This is a genomic window from Halomonas sp. LS-001 (assembly GCF_052983955.1).
On record NZ_CM129816.1, the window covers coordinates 228,241 to 243,754 of the forward strand.

Annotated in this window: 14 protein-coding genes; 9 read left to right on the forward strand and 5 right to left on the reverse strand. The window is 56.4% G+C overall.

Features of this window, described 5'->3' with window-relative positions; all coding sequences use genetic code 11:
- Positions 1 to 153 precede the first annotated feature (153 nt).
- The 7 genes from speB (ACU6TU_RS01030) (at position 154) to ACU6TU_RS01060 (ending at position 9,349) form a co-directional block, all read left to right on the forward strand.
- Complete coding sequence (gene speB / locus ACU6TU_RS01030) at positions 154 to 1,104, forward strand: agmatinase (protein ID WP_447142757.1); 951 nt, start codon at positions 154 to 156, stop codon at positions 1,102 to 1,104.
- A gap of 284 nt (positions 1,105 to 1,388) precedes the next feature.
- Positions 1,389 to 2,699, forward strand: coding sequence for a purine-cytosine permease family protein (locus tag ACU6TU_RS01035; RefSeq protein ID WP_447142758.1), 1,311 nt, complete (start codon positions 1,389 to 1,391; stop codon positions 2,697 to 2,699).
- Positions 2,696 to 3,430, forward strand: coding sequence for an MBL fold metallo-hydrolase (locus ACU6TU_RS01040; RefSeq protein WP_447142759.1), 735 nt, complete (start codon positions 2,696 to 2,698; stop codon positions 3,428 to 3,430). The genes ACU6TU_RS01035 and ACU6TU_RS01040 overlap by 4 nt, the downstream gene beginning before the upstream one ends.
- Positions 3,431 to 3,757: 327 nt before the next feature.
- The gene (speB, locus tag ACU6TU_RS01045; protein ID WP_447142760.1) at positions 3,758 to 4,708 is read left to right on the forward strand and encodes an agmatinase; all 951 of its coding nucleotides are present in this window, start codon (positions 3,758 to 3,760) and stop codon (positions 4,706 to 4,708) included.
- A 134-nt stretch (positions 4,709 to 4,842) separates the two neighbouring features.
- The gene (locus ACU6TU_RS01050; protein ID WP_447142761.1) at positions 4,843 to 6,225 is read left to right on the forward strand and encodes a YjiH family protein; all 1,383 of its coding nucleotides are present in this window, start codon (positions 4,843 to 4,845) and stop codon (positions 6,223 to 6,225) included.
- A gap of 10 nt (positions 6,226 to 6,235) precedes the next feature.
- On the forward strand, positions 6,236 to 7,888 hold the full coding sequence (locus tag ACU6TU_RS01055; protein ID WP_447142762.1) for a 5-guanidino-2-oxopentanoate decarboxylase: 1,653 nt from the start codon (positions 6,236 to 6,238) through the stop codon (positions 7,886 to 7,888).
- Positions 7,889 to 9,349: an aldehyde dehydrogenase family protein gene (locus ACU6TU_RS01060; RefSeq protein WP_447142763.1), complete on the forward strand. Its 1,461-nt coding sequence runs from the start codon at positions 7,889 to 7,891 to the stop codon at positions 9,347 to 9,349.
- A gap of 84 nt (positions 9,350 to 9,433) precedes the next feature.
- Here ACU6TU_RS01060 and ACU6TU_RS01065 read toward each other — a convergent pair whose 3' ends face one another.
- Genes ACU6TU_RS01065 through ACU6TU_RS01085 form a run of 5 tightly spaced genes read right to left on the reverse strand, consistent with a single transcriptional unit; the run spans position 9,434 to position 14,204 of the window.
- The gene (locus ACU6TU_RS01065) at positions 9,434 to 10,450 is read right to left on the reverse strand and encodes a CobW family GTP-binding protein (protein WP_447142764.1); all 1,017 of its coding nucleotides are present in this window, start codon (positions 10,448 to 10,450) and stop codon (positions 9,434 to 9,436) included.
- 7 nt (positions 10,451 to 10,457) lie between these two features.
- Positions 10,458 to 11,450, reverse strand: a complete 993-nt coding sequence (gene moaA, locus ACU6TU_RS01070; protein WP_447142765.1) for a GTP 3',8-cyclase MoaA — start codon at positions 11,448 to 11,450, stop codon at positions 10,458 to 10,460.
- Positions 11,447 to 12,721, reverse strand: coding sequence for a molybdopterin molybdotransferase MoeA (moeA, locus tag ACU6TU_RS01075; protein WP_447142766.1), 1,275 nt, complete (start codon positions 12,719 to 12,721; stop codon positions 11,447 to 11,449). Before moeA ends, moaA begins: the two co-directional genes overlap by 4 nt.
- Positions 12,718 to 13,332, reverse strand: a complete 615-nt coding sequence (mobA, locus tag ACU6TU_RS01080; RefSeq protein WP_447142767.1) for a molybdenum cofactor guanylyltransferase MobA — start codon at positions 13,330 to 13,332, stop codon at positions 12,718 to 12,720. Before mobA ends, moeA begins: the two co-directional genes overlap by 4 nt.
- Positions 13,329 to 14,204, reverse strand: coding sequence for a formate dehydrogenase accessory sulfurtransferase FdhD (locus ACU6TU_RS01085; RefSeq protein WP_447142768.1), 876 nt, complete (start codon positions 14,202 to 14,204; stop codon positions 13,329 to 13,331). The genes mobA and ACU6TU_RS01085 overlap by 4 nt, the downstream gene beginning before the upstream one ends.
- Positions 14,205 to 14,276: 72 nt before the next feature.
- Here ACU6TU_RS01085 and ACU6TU_RS01090 point away from each other — a divergent pair, with 72 nt between their 5' ends.
- Both ACU6TU_RS01090 and ACU6TU_RS01095 read left to right on the forward strand, forming a co-directional pair.
- Entirely contained in the window at positions 14,277 to 14,855 is a 579-nt protein-coding gene (locus tag ACU6TU_RS01090) for a DUF3305 domain-containing protein (protein WP_447142769.1), read from the forward strand.
- Entirely contained in the window at positions 14,852 to 15,475 is a 624-nt protein-coding gene (locus tag ACU6TU_RS01095; protein WP_447142770.1) for a DUF3306 domain-containing protein, read from the forward strand. The genes ACU6TU_RS01090 and ACU6TU_RS01095 overlap by 4 nt, the downstream gene beginning before the upstream one ends.
- Positions 15,476 to 15,514 lie beyond the last annotated feature (39 nt).

The following is a 15,514-nucleotide window of genomic DNA, read 5'->3' on the forward strand; positions in this document are numbered from 1 at the left end:
ATATTTGACTTAATTATACGTATTTTTGAGTCATTATTGAATTGTTAATAACTGAAAACTCTACCTTCCGGGCATTCAGGAACTTGGCACGTTCTATGCAATGTATTCAGCATCAGTACGTAATACAGCGTTAACAATTCCAAGGAGAACTGTATGTCTGAACTTAACCAGCCGCTCGGTGGAAATAGCATGCCGCGCTTTGGTGGGCCAGCCACCATGATGCGTTTACCTACCCAGGAAAGCGCCGCAGGGTTAGATGCTGCCTTTATCGGTATTCCAATGGATATTGGTACGTCTAACCGTCCTGGTACACGTCTTGGCCCCCGCCAGATCCGTGATGAATCACGCATGCTGCGCCCCTATAACATGGCCACCCGTGCCGCGCCTTTTGACAGCCTGCAAGTCGCGGATATTGGTGATGTGCCGATCAATACGTTTCACCTGCCTAAAAGCGTCGACATCATTACCGCCTTTTATGATGAGGTGCTGGCGCATGACTGTGTGCCATTAACACTGGGTGGAGAGCACACGCTAACGCTTCCTGTCCTGCGTGCTATTGCGAAAAAACATGGCCCCGTTGGCTTGATCCATATTGATGCCCACGCCGATGTGAACGATCACATGTTCGGTGAGCCGATCGCCCATGGCACGCCGTTTCGCCGCGCCCAGGAAGAAGGCCTGTTAGCCCACGGCAAAGTGGTGCAGATCGGTATTCGTGGCACCGGCTATGCCGCCGAGGATTTTGACTGGTGCCGTGATCAAGGGTTTCGTGTCGTTCCCGCCGAGGAGTGCTGGTATCGCTCGCTTGCTCCCCTAATGGAAGAAGTGCGCGAACAGATGGGCGATACCCCGGTTTATATCAGTTTTGACATTGACGCCTTGGATCCATCGCTTGCCCCCGGTACGGGCACGGTTGAGATGGGGGGGCTTACGTCGTCACAGGCATTGGAAATTGTGCGTGGTGCGGCAGGGCTAACGATTGTCGGCGGTGATTTGGTAGAAGTATCGCCCCCCTATGACACGAGCGGCAATACGGCGCTGATCGGTGCCACTTTGCTGTACGAAATGTTGTGTGTTTTGCCAGGCGTAAAACGCCGCAGCTAATCAGTGATGACTGAGTCTGTTTTTCAAAGCGCCGACTTAACAAGGCGCAAATATAAAAAACCAAGGGGAAGCACTGCTTCCCCTCGGACGCCACCAGCCCACCTCTAATAATCTCTTCCAATAGGTGAAAGAAATGTCTTACTCCCAAGTCAAGTTGGATAAAGCTGACCCGTCGGCACCGGTCCATCGGCTGCATTTGCTGAAGTTCTTGATTCCCTCATTCATTGGCGGACTGTTTTTCTTTATTCCTTCCCGTAATTTGCTGTTATCAATGGAGGTGAGTCATGTCGCTTAAGGATAATTTTGGCCAGGACTCGCTTTCCGCAGAGCATGTTGAACGCAGCCTGGGGTTGCCTGGAACGTTTGCCCTTTGGCTTGGCGCCAATGTGGTAGTGACCACCATTCTCACTGGCATGTTTTTGGTGCCAGATCTCACCTTTCAGCATGCCATACTGCTGATTTTATTGGGTTCAGCGATCGGTATTATCCCCTTGGTGTTAATCGGCGTAATGGGGCAGCAAACCGGCATGACAACCATGGTGCTGGCGAGGGGCACTTTTGGCCGCAAAGGGGCTAATTTTCCTGCTTGGGTTAATTTACTGGCGCTAATTGCATGGAGTTGGATCCAGGCACTATTAGCGGGTATGAGTCTTGATTACGCCGTTGAAAGTCTCACTGGCTATTCCAATGTGGCGCTGTTTACGGTGCTATGCGAAGCGCTGGTAGTACTTATTGCCCTACGTGGCCATTTAGGCATCGAAAAGGTAGAGAAAATAGCAGCGGTACTGATGGTGGGACTGTCGGCTGTGGTGCTATTTGCGCTGAATCGTCATTACGATTTACCGAGCATTACTCAGATGGAACCCGAGGGGGTGCTAGGTGGTGGCGTGGTTTTCGACATTGTTATTGCGACCGCTTTTTCCTGGATTCCGTTAGCGGCTGATTACAATCGTCATTGCCGCTCGCTAAAAGCTGCCGTTGTGGGTACCTGGGGCGGCTACGTCACTGCGACATTGATTGCTATGGGGTTAGGGGCCACGGTGTCAGCGCTCTCGATTACGGTTGGGATGGAGCAAACCTATGACCCTACCGCGCTGCTCAGTAATTTCGGGTTTGGCCTACCTGCCGCTTTGGTTATTTTCTTTTCGGTGCTGACCACTAACGTAATGTGCGTATATAGCGCAACACTTTCGTTTATGAGCGTGCGCCCTAAAGTACCTTTTTGGAAGCCTGCGTTAATCATTGGCATAGTGTCAGTAGTGGGCGCGCTGATCCCCGGTATTCTGGACCAGTTTCAAACCTTTTTGTTGATTATTGGCAGCGTGTTTATCCCGGCTTTTTCTTTGATGATTGTGGATTATTACCTGCTAGGTCGTCAGCGCTATACGTCAGCAGAGCTTATTCAGGCTGAAAATAGTCTTCCAGCTTTCAACTGGCTGGCATTGGGTAGCTATGCGGTAGGTGCGATCTTGGCCTACTACTGGAATTGGGTAGCACCGTTAGACTTTGGCGCTTCACTACCGGTTTTCGTGATTACCGGGGCGCTTTATTTTGTGGTCAGTAAGGCCGCCTTTGCGAAGCGAGTAACCGTATGAGCCTTCAGCGTATTAGCGAACAGCAGTGGTATCGCACCGTCCCCAAGGGGGACGGTATTACCCTGATCGATGAGCCGTGGATCAAGCCGTTTTATCGCTGCAATATCTGGCATGTTAAAGGCAGTAAGCGCGGTATGGTGGTGGACTTTGGCCTGGGTGCCGTGCCACTGCGTCAACACGTAGCGCTGCTTAGTGAGCATCATCTGCTGGCGGTAGCGAGCCACACGCACTTTGATCATATCGGCAGCGCCCACGAATTCGGCTGTTGTTATGTGCATGCCGCAGAGGCAGGTATTCTTTCATCACCTGACAACGCGAGTACCCTGGCAGACCAGTTCCTCAGCGATGATATGTTCGAAGCGCTGCCGCCGACACCATACTCCCATAAACGTTACCGCATTACTGCACCTCAGATGGTATGCCCATTAGAGGATGGTGAGGTGCTGGATTTAGGTAACCGCCAGTGGGAAGTGATTCATACGCCGGGGCATTCCCCCGGGGGTATCGCGTTATGGGAATCGGCAACCCAAACGCTGATTTCAGGTGATTTGATTTACGATGGTCCGTTAATTGAAGACTTATGGCACAGCAATCTCTCCGACTATGCCTCCAGTATGCGAAGGCTGCGTGAGCTGCCCGTTCGCACTGTGCACGGTGGCCATTTCCCCAGCTTTAGCGGCCAGCACCTAAACCAACTGATTGATGGCTGGCTTCGCCAACACGAGCTTTAAAGGAATTGCGGTAGTGTCTATCAGCCTCATTCATGGGTAGAGCACTAAACGTTCAGACAGCAGTTCATCAACAATGGTTTTCATAAAAAATGGTCTTCAGCACGCACTGATCGACCTCGCTCACGGCGGCTGTCCCTTGAATAAAATGTTAATTCATTTTTGCATCAATGATTCATTTTTGACTTAAGCGCATATTTTTTTGAGTCATTTTTGCATTTTTGGTGGCGGAAAACCCTATTACCACGGCGTTCAGGAACTTGGCACGTTCTATGCAATGTATTCAGTATCAGTACGCAATACAGCGTTAACAATTCCAAGGAGAACTGTATGCCTGAACTTAACCAACCGCTCGGCGGAAATAGCATGCCGCGGTTTGGTGGGCCAGCCACCATGATGCGTTTACCTACCCAGGAAAGCGCCGCAGGGTTAGATGCTGCGTTTATCGGTATTCCAATGGATATTGGTACGTCCAACCGTCCTGGTACACGTCTTGGCCCCCGCCAGATCCGTGATGAATCACGCATGCTGCGCCCCTATAACATGGCCACCCGTGCTGCGCCTTTTGACAGCCTGCAAGTCGCGGATATTGGTGATGTGCCGATCAATACGTTTCACCTGCCTAAAAGCGTCGACATCATTACCGCCTTTTATGATGAGGTGCTGGCGCATGACTGTGTGCCATTAACACTGGGTGGAGAGCACACGCTAACGCTTCCTGTCCTGCGTGCTATTGCGAAAAAACATGGTCCCGTTGGCTTGATCCATATTGATGCCCACGCCGATGTAAACGATCACATGTTCGGTGAGCCGATCGCCCATGGCACGCCGTTTCGCCGCGCCCAGGAAGAAGGCCTGTTAGCCCACGGCAAAGTGGTGCAGATTGGCCTGCGTGGCACGGGCTATGCCGCCGAGGATTTTGACTGGTGCCGTGATCAAGGGTTTCGTGTTGTTCCCGCCGAAGAGTGCTGGTATCGCTCGCTTGCTCCCTTGATGGAAGAAGTGCGCGAACAGATGGGTGATACCCCGGTTTATATCAGTTTTGACATTGACGCCTTGGACCCATCGCTCGCCCCCGGTACGGGCACGGTTGAGATGGGTGGGCTGACGTCTCCACAGGCGTTGGAAATTGTTCGTGGTGCGGCAGGGCTAACGATTGTCGGCGGTGATTTGGTAGAAGTATCGCCCCCCTATGACACGAGCGGCAATACGGCGCTGATCGGTGCCACTTTGCTGTACGAAATGTTGTGTGTTTTGCCGGGCGTAAAACGCCGCAGCTAATCAGTGATGACTGAGTCTGTTTTTCAAAGCGCCGACTTAACAAGGCGCAAATTATAAAAAACCAAGGGGAAGCACTGCTTCCTCTCGGACGCCACCAGCCCACCTCTGATAATCTCTTCCAATAGGTGAAAGAAATGTCTTACTCCCAAGTCAAGTTGGATAAAGCCGACCCGTCGGCACCGATCCATCGGCCGCATTTGCTGAAGTTCTTGATTCCCTCAATAATTGGCGTCCTGCTGTTTCTGGTACCTTTTCAGGTAGGTGGGTCGATCAATATCGGTATGGGCCTAATGGCCGACGGGTTGCAGTCGCTGCTAAGCGCGGCGCTACCCGCCATTGCCATGATAGTGCTATGTCTGTCCGTGGTGATAACGCTTTATGTCAAAGTGGCGAAGCCTGGATGGGCGCAAAGTGGCCACTTTCACGATATGTTTGATGTGGGTGCTATCTGGGTAGTCATGCGTCTATTAGGTGGCATTTTTGTCATTATGACGTTTTTCCAGGTCGGCCCGGAATTTGTCACGGCATCGTTTACTGGCGGCGTGATGCTAAATGATCTGGCGCCGGTACTACTGACGTTTTTCTTCTTCGCAGCGATTCTGCTGCCGTTTCTGGTTGAATTCGGCTTTATGGAATTCATCGGCACCATGGTACGTAAGCCGTTTCGGGTGATTTTTAATCTTCCAGGACGCAGCGCTATCGATGCGACGGCGTCCTGGATGGGGTCAGGCACTGTCGGGGTGCTGATCACTTCGCAGCAGTACGAACAGGGGTACTATAACGGCCGCGAAGCGTCTGTTATCGCGACTAACTTTTCAGTCGTCTCCATCGCGTTCAGTCTTTTGGTAACGAACTTCGTTGATATTAATCATCTCTTTGTGCCGTTCTACTTTACGGTCGTGGTGTCTGGGTTGATTGCTGCCATTATTGTGGCGCGAATTCCCCCGCTATCGCTAAAATCTAACGATTACTACGAGCCGGTTGGCTGTCAGTTAAGTGAAGAGCGCACGGAAAATGTCGGGCTGTTGCGTTACAGCTTGCTTCAGGCGACTCGCCGGGCAGCAGATGCGCCAGGGCCGAAAGAGCTGGTTCGTTTAGCACTGCTCAACGTGGTTGATATCTTCCTGACACTGCTGCCTCTGGTGTTCGCCATTGGCACGGTCGCGCTGATTCTAGCGGAATTTACCCCGCTGTTTACCTGGCTTTCCTACCCGGTGGTGCCGGTACTTGAGTTACTGCGGATTCCTGAAGCGCAAGCCGCAGCGCCCGCCACACTGGTTGGGTTTGCCGATATGTTCTTACCGGCGGTACTCGCGACGAATATTGAAAGTGAGCTGACCCGTTTTGTGATCGCCTGCCTGTCGATGACGCAGCTGGTGTATATGTCTGAAATTGGTGCGCTGCTGCTTAAGTCAAAAATTCCCATCAAATTCTGGGAGCTCGCGGCCGTTTTCTTGATTCGCACCGCCATTACACTGCCTATCATCGCCTTTATGGCCCACACTTTTGTATTCTGAGGGGCCTGGAATGAGCAATAACGCAACGAACAGTAACAAGACAATGACCTGTGCCGAGCTGCTGATTCGCCTGCTGCGAGACACTTATGGCGTACAGGCGCTGTTCGGTATTCCCGGTGTGCATACGGTCGAGCTTTACCGTGGGCTGGAAGATAGCAATGTGCAACATATAACGCCGCGCCATGAACAGGGCGCGGGGTTTATGGCCGACGGCTATGCCCGCGCCAGCGGCCAGCCTGGGGTTTGCCTGATTATCACTGGCCCGGGAATGACCAATATTGCTACCGCCATGGGTCAGGCGTTGGCAGACTCTATTCCCATGCTGGTGATCTCCAGCGTTAGCCGTCGGGATACGTTGGGGTTAGGCCAGGGTCGGTTGCACGAACTGCCCAGCCAGCAGCAGATGATCAGCGGCGTGGCGCGGTTTAGCCACACGCTGCTGGATGCCAACACGCTACCCGAAGTGCTGGCCCGCGCCTTTGCGATCTTTAAGGGCGCGCGCCCAGGCCCTGCGCATATTGAAATTCCCATTGATCTGTTCAATGCGCCGGTGAAGGTGCCGACCCGTTGGCAGGCGCCAACGCTTTACCGGCCGTCGCCTGACCCACAGGGGCTTGCTGAAGCGGCTCGCTTGTTAGCAGCCGCGAAGCAGCCCTTAGTGCTGTTAGGTGGCGGCTGTGTGGCAGCGCCGGAAGCGGCGCGGGCACTGGTAGAAAAGCTTGATGCCCCGACGGTGACGACCATCAACGCCAAAGGGCTGCTGGGCCGCGACCATCCGTTGGATCTGGGTGCTAATGCGGCGCTGCCAGCGGTGCGTGAATTGGCCGCTAATGCCGATGTGATTCTGGCGGTGGGAACCGAGCTTGGCGAGACCGATTATGATGTTGTGTTTGACGGTGGCTTTCACCTCAATGGCACATTGATTCGTATCGATCTCGACCCCGAACAGCTGGTGCGTAACCAACGTACAACGCTGGGTTTGGTGGGTGATGCCGGGCGTAGTCTCGAACTACTGCTTGCTCACTATCCCGAACCCTTGCAGCGCCAGGGTGTTGAACGAACCGCCGCCGCGTTGAACGCGCTGGATCTGGTTAACGACCCAGACTTTAGCGACTTCGTGCCGCTCTATAAAACCCTGGCGGATTCCCTGCCCGAGGCGATTTTGGTGGGCGACTCTACCGCGCCGGTGTATGCAGGCAACCATCTGGTCAGCCAACCAGCGCCAAGGCGATATTTTAATGCCTCTACCGGCTACGGCACGCTGGGCTATGGGCTGCCAGCGGCGCTGGGCGCACAGTTGGCCCGCGCTGACTTGCCGGTGGTGGCGCTGGTGGGTGATGGTGGGGTGATGTTCACGCTTTCTGAGCTGGCTACCGCGGTAGAAGAGCGTTTGCCGGTAGTGATTGTGCTATGGCACAACGCAGGCTACGAAGAAATTCGCCGCTACATGGATGCCAACGGTGTGGCTCGTTTGGGCGTCGATATTCAAGCGCCCAACTTTCTTACCCTGGCGGAAGGCTTTGGTTGCCCAGGCGTGCGGGTAGAGAGCCCTGACGAGCTTGCCAGCGCGCTATCTAATCGCGCTGCCAGCGGGCCGTTACTGATTGAAATCGATGCGGCTGCGTGGCAGCGCACGTGCAGAATTACCGACCAGGATACTTAGATGCAGTCACTTAACCAGCAGTTAATCAACCAGCAGTTCATCAATAACGAATGGGTTGCCTCGGCAGGCACGCGACTGCTTGATGTCATGAACCCTTATCGCGAAGCGCGTATCGCTCAGGTGACAGCGGGGGACGCAGCAGATGTTGATGCTGCCGTTCAGGCCGCTCAGCAGGCACAGCCTGCCTGGCAAGCACTGGGTGGGGCTGCACGTGCCAACTATCTGGAGGGTTTTGCCGATGCCCTGGAAGCCCGTCGAGACGCGCTTATCACGCTATCATCTACCAACAACGGTAAGCCGCTGGTGGAAGCGGGTATCGATCTGGATGATGCGATTGCCTGTTATCGCTATTACGCCAGGCAAGCCAGGGCGCTGGATGACCGCCAGGGCGAATTGGTCAGTGTAGAAATGGAGGGCGTTGAAGCGCGCACGTATCACGACCCTGTCGGTGTTGTCGGCCTGATTGCTCCGTGGAATTTTCCGCTGGTGACAAGCGCCTGGAAGCTGGCACCTGCGTTGGCAGCCGGTTGTACGGCGGTGCTTAAACCATCAGAGGTAACGCCGCTACCTGAGCTGGTACTGGCCGAAATAGCGCTGGAGATTGGTCTGCCTGCGGGTGTCCTGAATCTGCTCAATGGCGACGGCGAGGGTATCGGTGCTCCGCTATCCAATCATATCGGGGTAGATAAAATCTCTTTTACGGGCAGTAATCGCGTTGGCGAAATCGTTATGCAAGCCGCTGCTGCTCGCACCGCCAGTGTCTCTTTAGAGCTAGGTGGGAAATCTCCGGTTCTGGTAATGGAAGATGCTGACCCCGCCCAAGCCGCTGACTGGGTGATGGCGGGGATTTACTTCAACGCCGGGCAAATCTGTTCAGCGACCTCGCGTTTACTGGTACATGAAAACGTGGCAGAAGCCCTTTATGCTGCCCTCGCTGAGCGAATGGATGCGCTCACCCTGGGTGACCCGCTTGCTGAAGGCACTGACTTGGGGCCGCTGACCAGTGCTAAGCAGCGCGACGTAGTAAAGCGTTATTTGGATCTGGCCGAACAGGAAGGCCTGACGCCAGTGCGCGATGCTTCCCATCGCACGCTACCCGCTCAGGGCTACTTTTTAGCGCCGACGCTTTATCGCGATGTGCCGCTGGAAAGCCGTTTATGGCAGGAAGAGATTTTTGGCCCAGTGCTATGTGCGCGCAGCGTCGCCAGCGAAGAGGAGGCGATTAGGCTCGCCAACGATAGCGAGTATGGGCTAGTTGCGACGGTGATCAGTGGCGACCCTGCGCGGGCAAAGCGCATTGGCCGTCAGCTAAAAGCCGGCACTATCTGGTACAACAGCGAGCAGCTCGTGCTGCCTGAAACCGCCTGGGGCGGCTTCAAGCGTAGTGGCATTGGCCGTGAACTTGGCCCGTGGGGCTTAAGCGCCTATCTGGAAGTGAAGCATATCGTCGGGCCGGCGTAACGACGGCTCGACTCTGCCGGGAGGGCGGAGATCGAGTAGTTCCACAGGCATGGCCTGATAGCTTAGAAAGAACTTAGGAAGAGCTTAGGAAGCCGTGAGGCTGTCCTGTCGACAGGCCTGCAACTGTTCCAGCAGCGCGTCAGCGTCCAGCGTAGTGTCATCAGGCACGATGATTTCCAGGCGTGAATCCTGACGCCAGGCGGTAGCTGCCAGTTGAAAGGCGCCGCCTGCCCGGTTGAACTGTTTCCAGCCGTCTGATGTGTTCAGAACCCCTTTGATGCGTGCGGCGGGGGGCAGGTTTGTGAGCGCGTCGGCAAACGGGTCCAGTGCAAACTGGTCGGTTGGGTGCCAGCGCAGCCCCAGGCTGGTATAGCCCAGCGACGATCCGCTTTCCTGCTGTGGCTTGCCGGGGGCGGGCGGCAGATCGAAAAAACTGCCTTCCAGCTGCGCTGGCAGGTCCGGGCGCTGGTGAGAAGCTGGCGCCTGATGGGCTGTGTGTTGATGGGTATCGCTATCCAGTAGTCGCCTGATGGGCAGTTCTCCCAGAGGCGCTTGTTCTATCCATTTGCGCGGTGGCCAGTGGGCATTTGCCAGTGCATGCGCGCGGGTAAGCTGTTCCGCGCTGCTGTGTTCACATTGGGTGATAGCAATGGCATCGGCCATGGCCAGCTGGTCTTTAAAGGTCTCATGCGCCTGTGCCTTGGCGTCATCCATACGTCGCGGATCTAGCGTGGCGATAATATCGCGTATTTCCAGAGCGCCTTCAAAAGCCTCGCTGCGCAGCAGGTCAATTAGCCCTGCGGGATGGCCCAGCCCCGAAGGCTCAATGATCACCCGGTCCGGTTTTGCACGCGCCAAGAGGTTAACCAGCCCCGCCTGCAGAACAAACGCCAGCTGACAGCACAGGCACCCACCCGGCAGGCCTTTGATGACGACATCGTCGCGCTGTTCGAACATGGCCTGGTCAATGCCGATCTGACCAAACTCATTGACCAGGATTGCCCAGGTTTCATCCACAGGCTTGTCTCGAATCAGGCTGTGGATAAGCGTGGTTTTGCCACTGCCCAGAAAGCCCGTGATGATATGCACCGGAATTGCCATGCGGTGGTTAGCCCCCTGTCATATTCATGAACCGTACGACCTGCACATCGCCGTCGGTGGTGAAATGATGGCGCTCAGGCTTTAGCGGTAGCGCGTTGACAATGGCCGTTTTTAACGCCTGCATATCCCCTGGATGGCGGCGCAGTACGGCGCGTAGATCCACGGAATGTTCGTTGCCCAGGCAGAGTAGCAGGCGACCTTCTACCGTGACACGCACGCGGTTGCAGCTGGCGCAGAAGTTATGGCTATGGGGCGAGATAAAACCGATACGTGAGGTGCTGTCAGCCATCTTGAAATAGCGCGACGGGCCCGCTGTGGTTTCTGTTGTGGGTATCAGTGGGTAGCGGGCTTCAATCAGCGCCTGAACCTCGTCGCTGGAACAGTAGGTTTCATCGCGGCTATGGTCAGACACATCACCCAGCGGCATTTCTTCAATAAAGCTGATGTCCACGCCTTCATCGCGGGCAAACTCGACCAGATCCAGTACCTCGTCATCGTTACGCCCTTTGAGGATGACCGCATTGAGTTTGATTCGCTCGAAGCCTGCTTCCTGGGCAGCACGCAGGCCATCTATCACCTTGGTCAGGTCGCCGGTGCGGGTCAGTTGCTTGAAGCGTTCGGGGTCGAGGGAGTCGATGCTGATATTCAGCCGCTGCATGCCGCCGTCACGCAGGCGCTGTGCATGCTTACGCAGGCTGGCGCCGTTGGTGGTCATGGTGAAATCATTCAGGCCGGGTAGGGTGCCAATCTCGTCAACCAATTGCTCAATGCCACGACGGACAAGCGGTTCGCCGCCGGTCAGGCGGATTTTCTCGACACCCATTTCGGTAAACGCACGGGCAATCATGCTCATTTCTTCCAGGGTTAATACCTGGGCGCGAGGCAGAAAGGTCATTTCCTCGCTCATGCAATAGACACAGCGAAAGTCGCAGCGGTCAGTGACCGACAGGCGGACGTAGCTGACGCGGCGGCCAAAGTCATCAATCAGTTGTTGGTTCATCTAGGGTTCTCCCCTGCCTCAAGCGTCAGCGGCTGAAGGCTGACGACATCGCCAGGTGCGGCGCTGGCGCAATGGTCGGGCAGTTCAATCAGGCAGTTGGCGGCTACCATGGAGGTCAGAATTCCTGACCCCTGGGCGCCGGTACTGCGTACATGGAGATGCCCCTGGGCATCGCTGTAGTAAATGCCGCGCACGTAATCACAACGACCAGTGCGGCTTTGCAGGGCGTCATCGCTGATAGCCTGCAAGGTGTTGGGTGGCGTCACGGGCTGCCCTTCCAGGCGTTGTAGTAGTGGCACGACGAACTGCAAAAAGGTGACCATAACGGCCACAGGGTTTCCCGGCAATCCCACTAGAGGGGTACGCCTTTCGGATAGCCAGCCACATGCCAGTGGTCGGCCGGGGCGAATCGCCACCCGCCAGAAGGCCAGTTGCCCCAGGGATTCCAGTGCGGCACGGGTAAAGTCTGCCTGGCCAACGGAAACGCCGCCACTGGTCAGCACCAGGTCGCTGTGTTTAGCGGCGTCCTGAAGCGCTGCCTGAATCAGCGCCTGGTCATCGGCCAGAATGCCCAGGTCAATCACCTCGGCCCCATACTGTTGCAAAAGGCCTGTCAGGGTGAAACGGTTGGTGTCATAGATCCCGGCGCCGGGTAGCGCCTCGCCTGGCGCGGTTACCTCATTGCCGGTCGAAAAGATCGCCACCCGAGGGCGTCGCCATACGTTGACCTCGGCAATGCCTAATGACGCAATCAAACCCAGTGAGGCGGCCTCCAGGCGCGTGCCTGCTGGCAAGGCAACTTCCCCCTGACGGATGTCTTCCCCGGCCTGGCGCACATTCTGGCCATGGCGTACCCGTTCCGGCTGCAACACCGTGACTTCACTTGCGTTTTCTTCCAACTGCTCACGCATGATCACGGTATCGGTGCCCGCGGGTAGTGGGGCGCCGGTGGTAATCCACACGCAGGTGTCAGCTGGCACCGGCCCTGCAAACTGTTCACCAGCGTACACACGGCCCGCCAGCGGCCAGCAGGTTTGGACAGCCCCGGGCCATGCCAGTGCGATGCCGTCCATGGCCGCATTGGTATTCTGTGGCACATTAATCGGGGCATGAATGGCGCTGGCCAAACGACGACCGTGGGCCCTGGACAAGGCGACCGATTCGTGGCTGACCGGTGTTTCTACCAGCGTGGCCAGGGCATTACGTGCCTGATCAACGCTGAGCATCTGTTCGCCCATGTCAAAACACGAGAGGGCACTTGAATGACTCATAGACTACCTTGCTGCAAGGCGGCTTCCAGCCGGGTTTTATCGTCCGGCGTGTTCAGGTTGGCAAAGGCGTTGGCGCAGTCGCTCATGTTGATCCGACACCAGGCATGGCGGGCATACCAGCGGTCAATCTTGCGTTCGCCCGCCTGCAGAGCGGCTAACAGGTCATCCGCCAACTCTGTGCGAATCAGTGCCACCACCGGGTGCATGCGTTCGCCATCATCGGCCACGCCGATCGCATGCTCACCGATGCCTGCCACCATGCGTGTGACCAGATCAAAAGGCAGGGCAGGGGAGTCACACGGGGTGACCAGCAGCCAAGGGGTATGCGCGGCACGCAGGCCGCTGTAGATACCCATCAGTGGCCCCTGGAACCCCCCTTCGGCGTCTTCAATCACGCGGTCAGCATATTGGCGGTAACTATCAAGGTTGCGGTTGGCGTTGATCAACAGCTCAGCGACCTGGCCTTGCAAGCGTTCGGTCACATGGCGAATCAGCGGTGCGTCAAGCAGGGAGGGGGAGCTGAAGGTTTCGAGCCCCTTGTCGCATCCCCCCATACGGCGGCCTTCTCCCCCGGCGAGGATCATCCCGGTGATATCCCGTTTTGCAATCATGGCGTCGGTTCCTGGGCAGCAAAGCTGTCCTTTGAAGAGCGTGCTTTGGGTGGCCGGTTAGGGATGGCGTCCAGCACCAGGCGCTGGCCTGCGTTAATGGCCTGGAACTGTTTGCCTTTGGCGCGGGCAATCAGCATCACGCCGAAACGTTCGGCCAGCTCAACACCTTTTTGCGTCACCCCCGAGCGGGACACCAGGATACTGATGCCCATCTGGGCGACTTTAAGTACCATTTCCGACGTCAGCCGCCCGGTGGTGTAGAAAATATCGGCGGCATGGCTGTCGGCTTCCTGCAGCCACTGACGACCCGCGAGGGTATCCACGGCGTTATGGCGGCCAACATCCTCAACAAAATCCAGTACCTGATCCTGCTGGCAAAGCGCGCAACCGTGAACGGCACCGGCGCTCTTGTAGGTTTCGTTATAACTGTTCAGGTTGTTAAGCAGCGTGTACAGCGTTGATTGAGCAAGCTGTGTGGCGGGTAGCGCAGTGAGCGCCGTCTGATCCAGCAGTTTGCCGAATACCGTGCCCTGACCACAGCCGGTAGTCACGGTACGCTGGCCAAGACGTTCTTCCAGATCGTCCGGCAGATGGCGGGTAATCACCACCGCCGCCTCGACGTCCCAATCGACCTGAACGGCCTCCAGATCCTGTGCACCGCGTAGCAGGCCCTGATTACGCAAATAGCCCACCACCAGTGCTTCTGGGTCGTCGCCCAGCGTCATCAGGGTGACGATTTCGCGTTTGTTAAGGTAAATCGTCAGCGCTCGCTCGGCAGCGATTGCCTGTTCGCGGGTATCACCAAACGCATCCACCACCTTGACTTGCGTCGTGGCGGGTAGTCGGGCATGGCTCAATGCGATATCAGGCATATGCCGCTCCTTGTGGCAGGTAAATACAGGATTTTTGTGGTGCAAGGAATTTCAACAGTTGATGTTTTATAGTTGAGTAAAACTGTCGGCATTACCCATCTTGACGATGATGGCGCTGTGCAGGCTTACTTGTCTAGCCCCTTTTATCATCCCATGTCGAGAGATACCCAGATGCACGATAACCAACGCCCGTTAAGCATCATGCTGGTAGAAGAGCAAAAGCGCGTCGGCAGGTTCAGCATTCGCCAGTGGCGCATTGGGGAGCTGGCGCCCGGTGAGCAGGGGCCGAGTGTGGTGTGGTTGCAGCTCAGTATGACGGAGCGCGCGGCTTACCGCTTCAACCTGACCTCGGCGACCCCGCAACTGTTTGTGCGGGCGGGCTTCAGCGGAGAGGTGCCTGCCCCGGAGGTCATCACGGCCAGCCAGGACGTGGCCGCCGGGTGGATGGATGGCGAACAGCAGGTACTTGAAGCGCCGATGCCGATGGCCATTCAGGTGTGGATAGAGGGTTATCTTGCCCGCCACGGCGAAGCGCCCCCGGAAGTGCGCAAGAAAAAGCGCAAAGGCGCTGGGCGAGGACGTGAATTGCCGACCCAGGGTGATGCGGGCCAGGCCAATGCAACGGGAAACACGCAGGAGCCATTGTCATGAGTCGTTTTGAGCGCTGGTCACGGGCCAAACGCGGCCTGCCGGTAGATGATGAGCCACCGCTGGATGGCGAAGACGCGAATCAGGCCCACGCCGAACAGGCGCTCACGGAGGATCTCGATGAGGCGTCTGTCACCGAAAGTGGCACTGATGCCCCATCGCCGCCGCCTGAGCCGGACAGCCCAGAACCTGGTAGACTGGAACCGGACAGACTGGAACCGGGCAGCCTGGATGCTACGCTGCCCGACCCTGACACCCTTGAAGAAGGCAGCGACTTCAGTGCGTTTATGTCGCCGGGAGTCAGCGGTGCGCTGAGGCGCAAGGCGCTGCGTCGGCTATGGTCAACCGGCGACTACAACGTGCGTGATGGCCTCAACGATTATGACCAGGACTTCAAAGCCCAGCTGAAACCCATGGCGGCAGAAATGGCCGATAAAGTCCGTCAGTGGACGCACAAGCTGGAAGAGAGGCTGGACGAGACGCTGGAAGAGCCCAACGATACTCCGAATGATCGTCATCCGCCGGAAGACGCTGATGCCACTTTGGTCGACGAAAACCCGCCTTCCTCATCATCAGTCAACAGCTCGAAAGACGATGCGGAGTCTACGCCGGATGAGCGTTGATTCACCGGATGGCCGAAAGTTGGCAAAAACAATGCTGCC

Bases quoted from the DNA above. Each gene is read 5' to 3' on its own strand.
- ACU6TU_RS01060 (WP_447142763.1), top strand. From the start codon at position 7,889: ATGCAGTCACTTAACCAGCAGTTAATCAACCAGCAGTTCATCAATAAC.
- moaA (WP_447142765.1), bottom strand. From the start codon at position 11,450: ATGAACCAACAACTGATTGATGACTTTGGCCGCCGCGTCAGCTACGTC.
- ACU6TU_RS01085 (WP_447142768.1), bottom strand. From the start codon at position 14,204: ATGCCTGATATCGCATTGAGCCATGCCCGACTACCCGCCACGACGCAA.
- speB (WP_447142757.1), top strand. From the start codon at position 154: ATGTCTGAACTTAACCAGCCGCTCGGTGGAAATAGCATGCCGCGCTTT.
- ACU6TU_RS01035 (WP_447142758.1), top strand. From the start codon at position 1,389: ATGTCGCTTAAGGATAATTTTGGCCAGGACTCGCTTTCCGCAGAGCAT.
- moeA (WP_447142766.1), bottom strand. From the start codon at position 12,721: ATGAGTCATTCAAGTGCCCTCTCGTGTTTTGACATGGGCGAACAGATG.
- ACU6TU_RS01095 (WP_447142770.1), top strand. From the start codon at position 14,852: ATGAGTCGTTTTGAGCGCTGGTCACGGGCCAAACGCGGCCTGCCGGTA.
- speB (WP_447142760.1), top strand. From the start codon at position 3,758: ATGCCTGAACTTAACCAACCGCTCGGCGGAAATAGCATGCCGCGGTTT.
- ACU6TU_RS01040 (WP_447142759.1), top strand. From the start codon at position 2,696: ATGAGCCTTCAGCGTATTAGCGAACAGCAGTGGTATCGCACCGTCCCC.
- ACU6TU_RS01050 (WP_447142761.1), top strand. From the start codon at position 4,843: ATGTCTTACTCCCAAGTCAAGTTGGATAAAGCCGACCCGTCGGCACCG.
- ACU6TU_RS01055 (WP_447142762.1), top strand. From the start codon at position 6,236: ATGAGCAATAACGCAACGAACAGTAACAAGACAATGACCTGTGCCGAG.
- ACU6TU_RS01065 (WP_447142764.1), bottom strand. From the start codon at position 10,450: ATGGCAATTCCGGTGCATATCATCACGGGCTTTCTGGGCAGTGGCAAA.
- mobA (WP_447142767.1), bottom strand. From the start codon at position 13,332: ATGATTGCAAAACGGGATATCACCGGGATGATCCTCGCCGGGGGAGAA.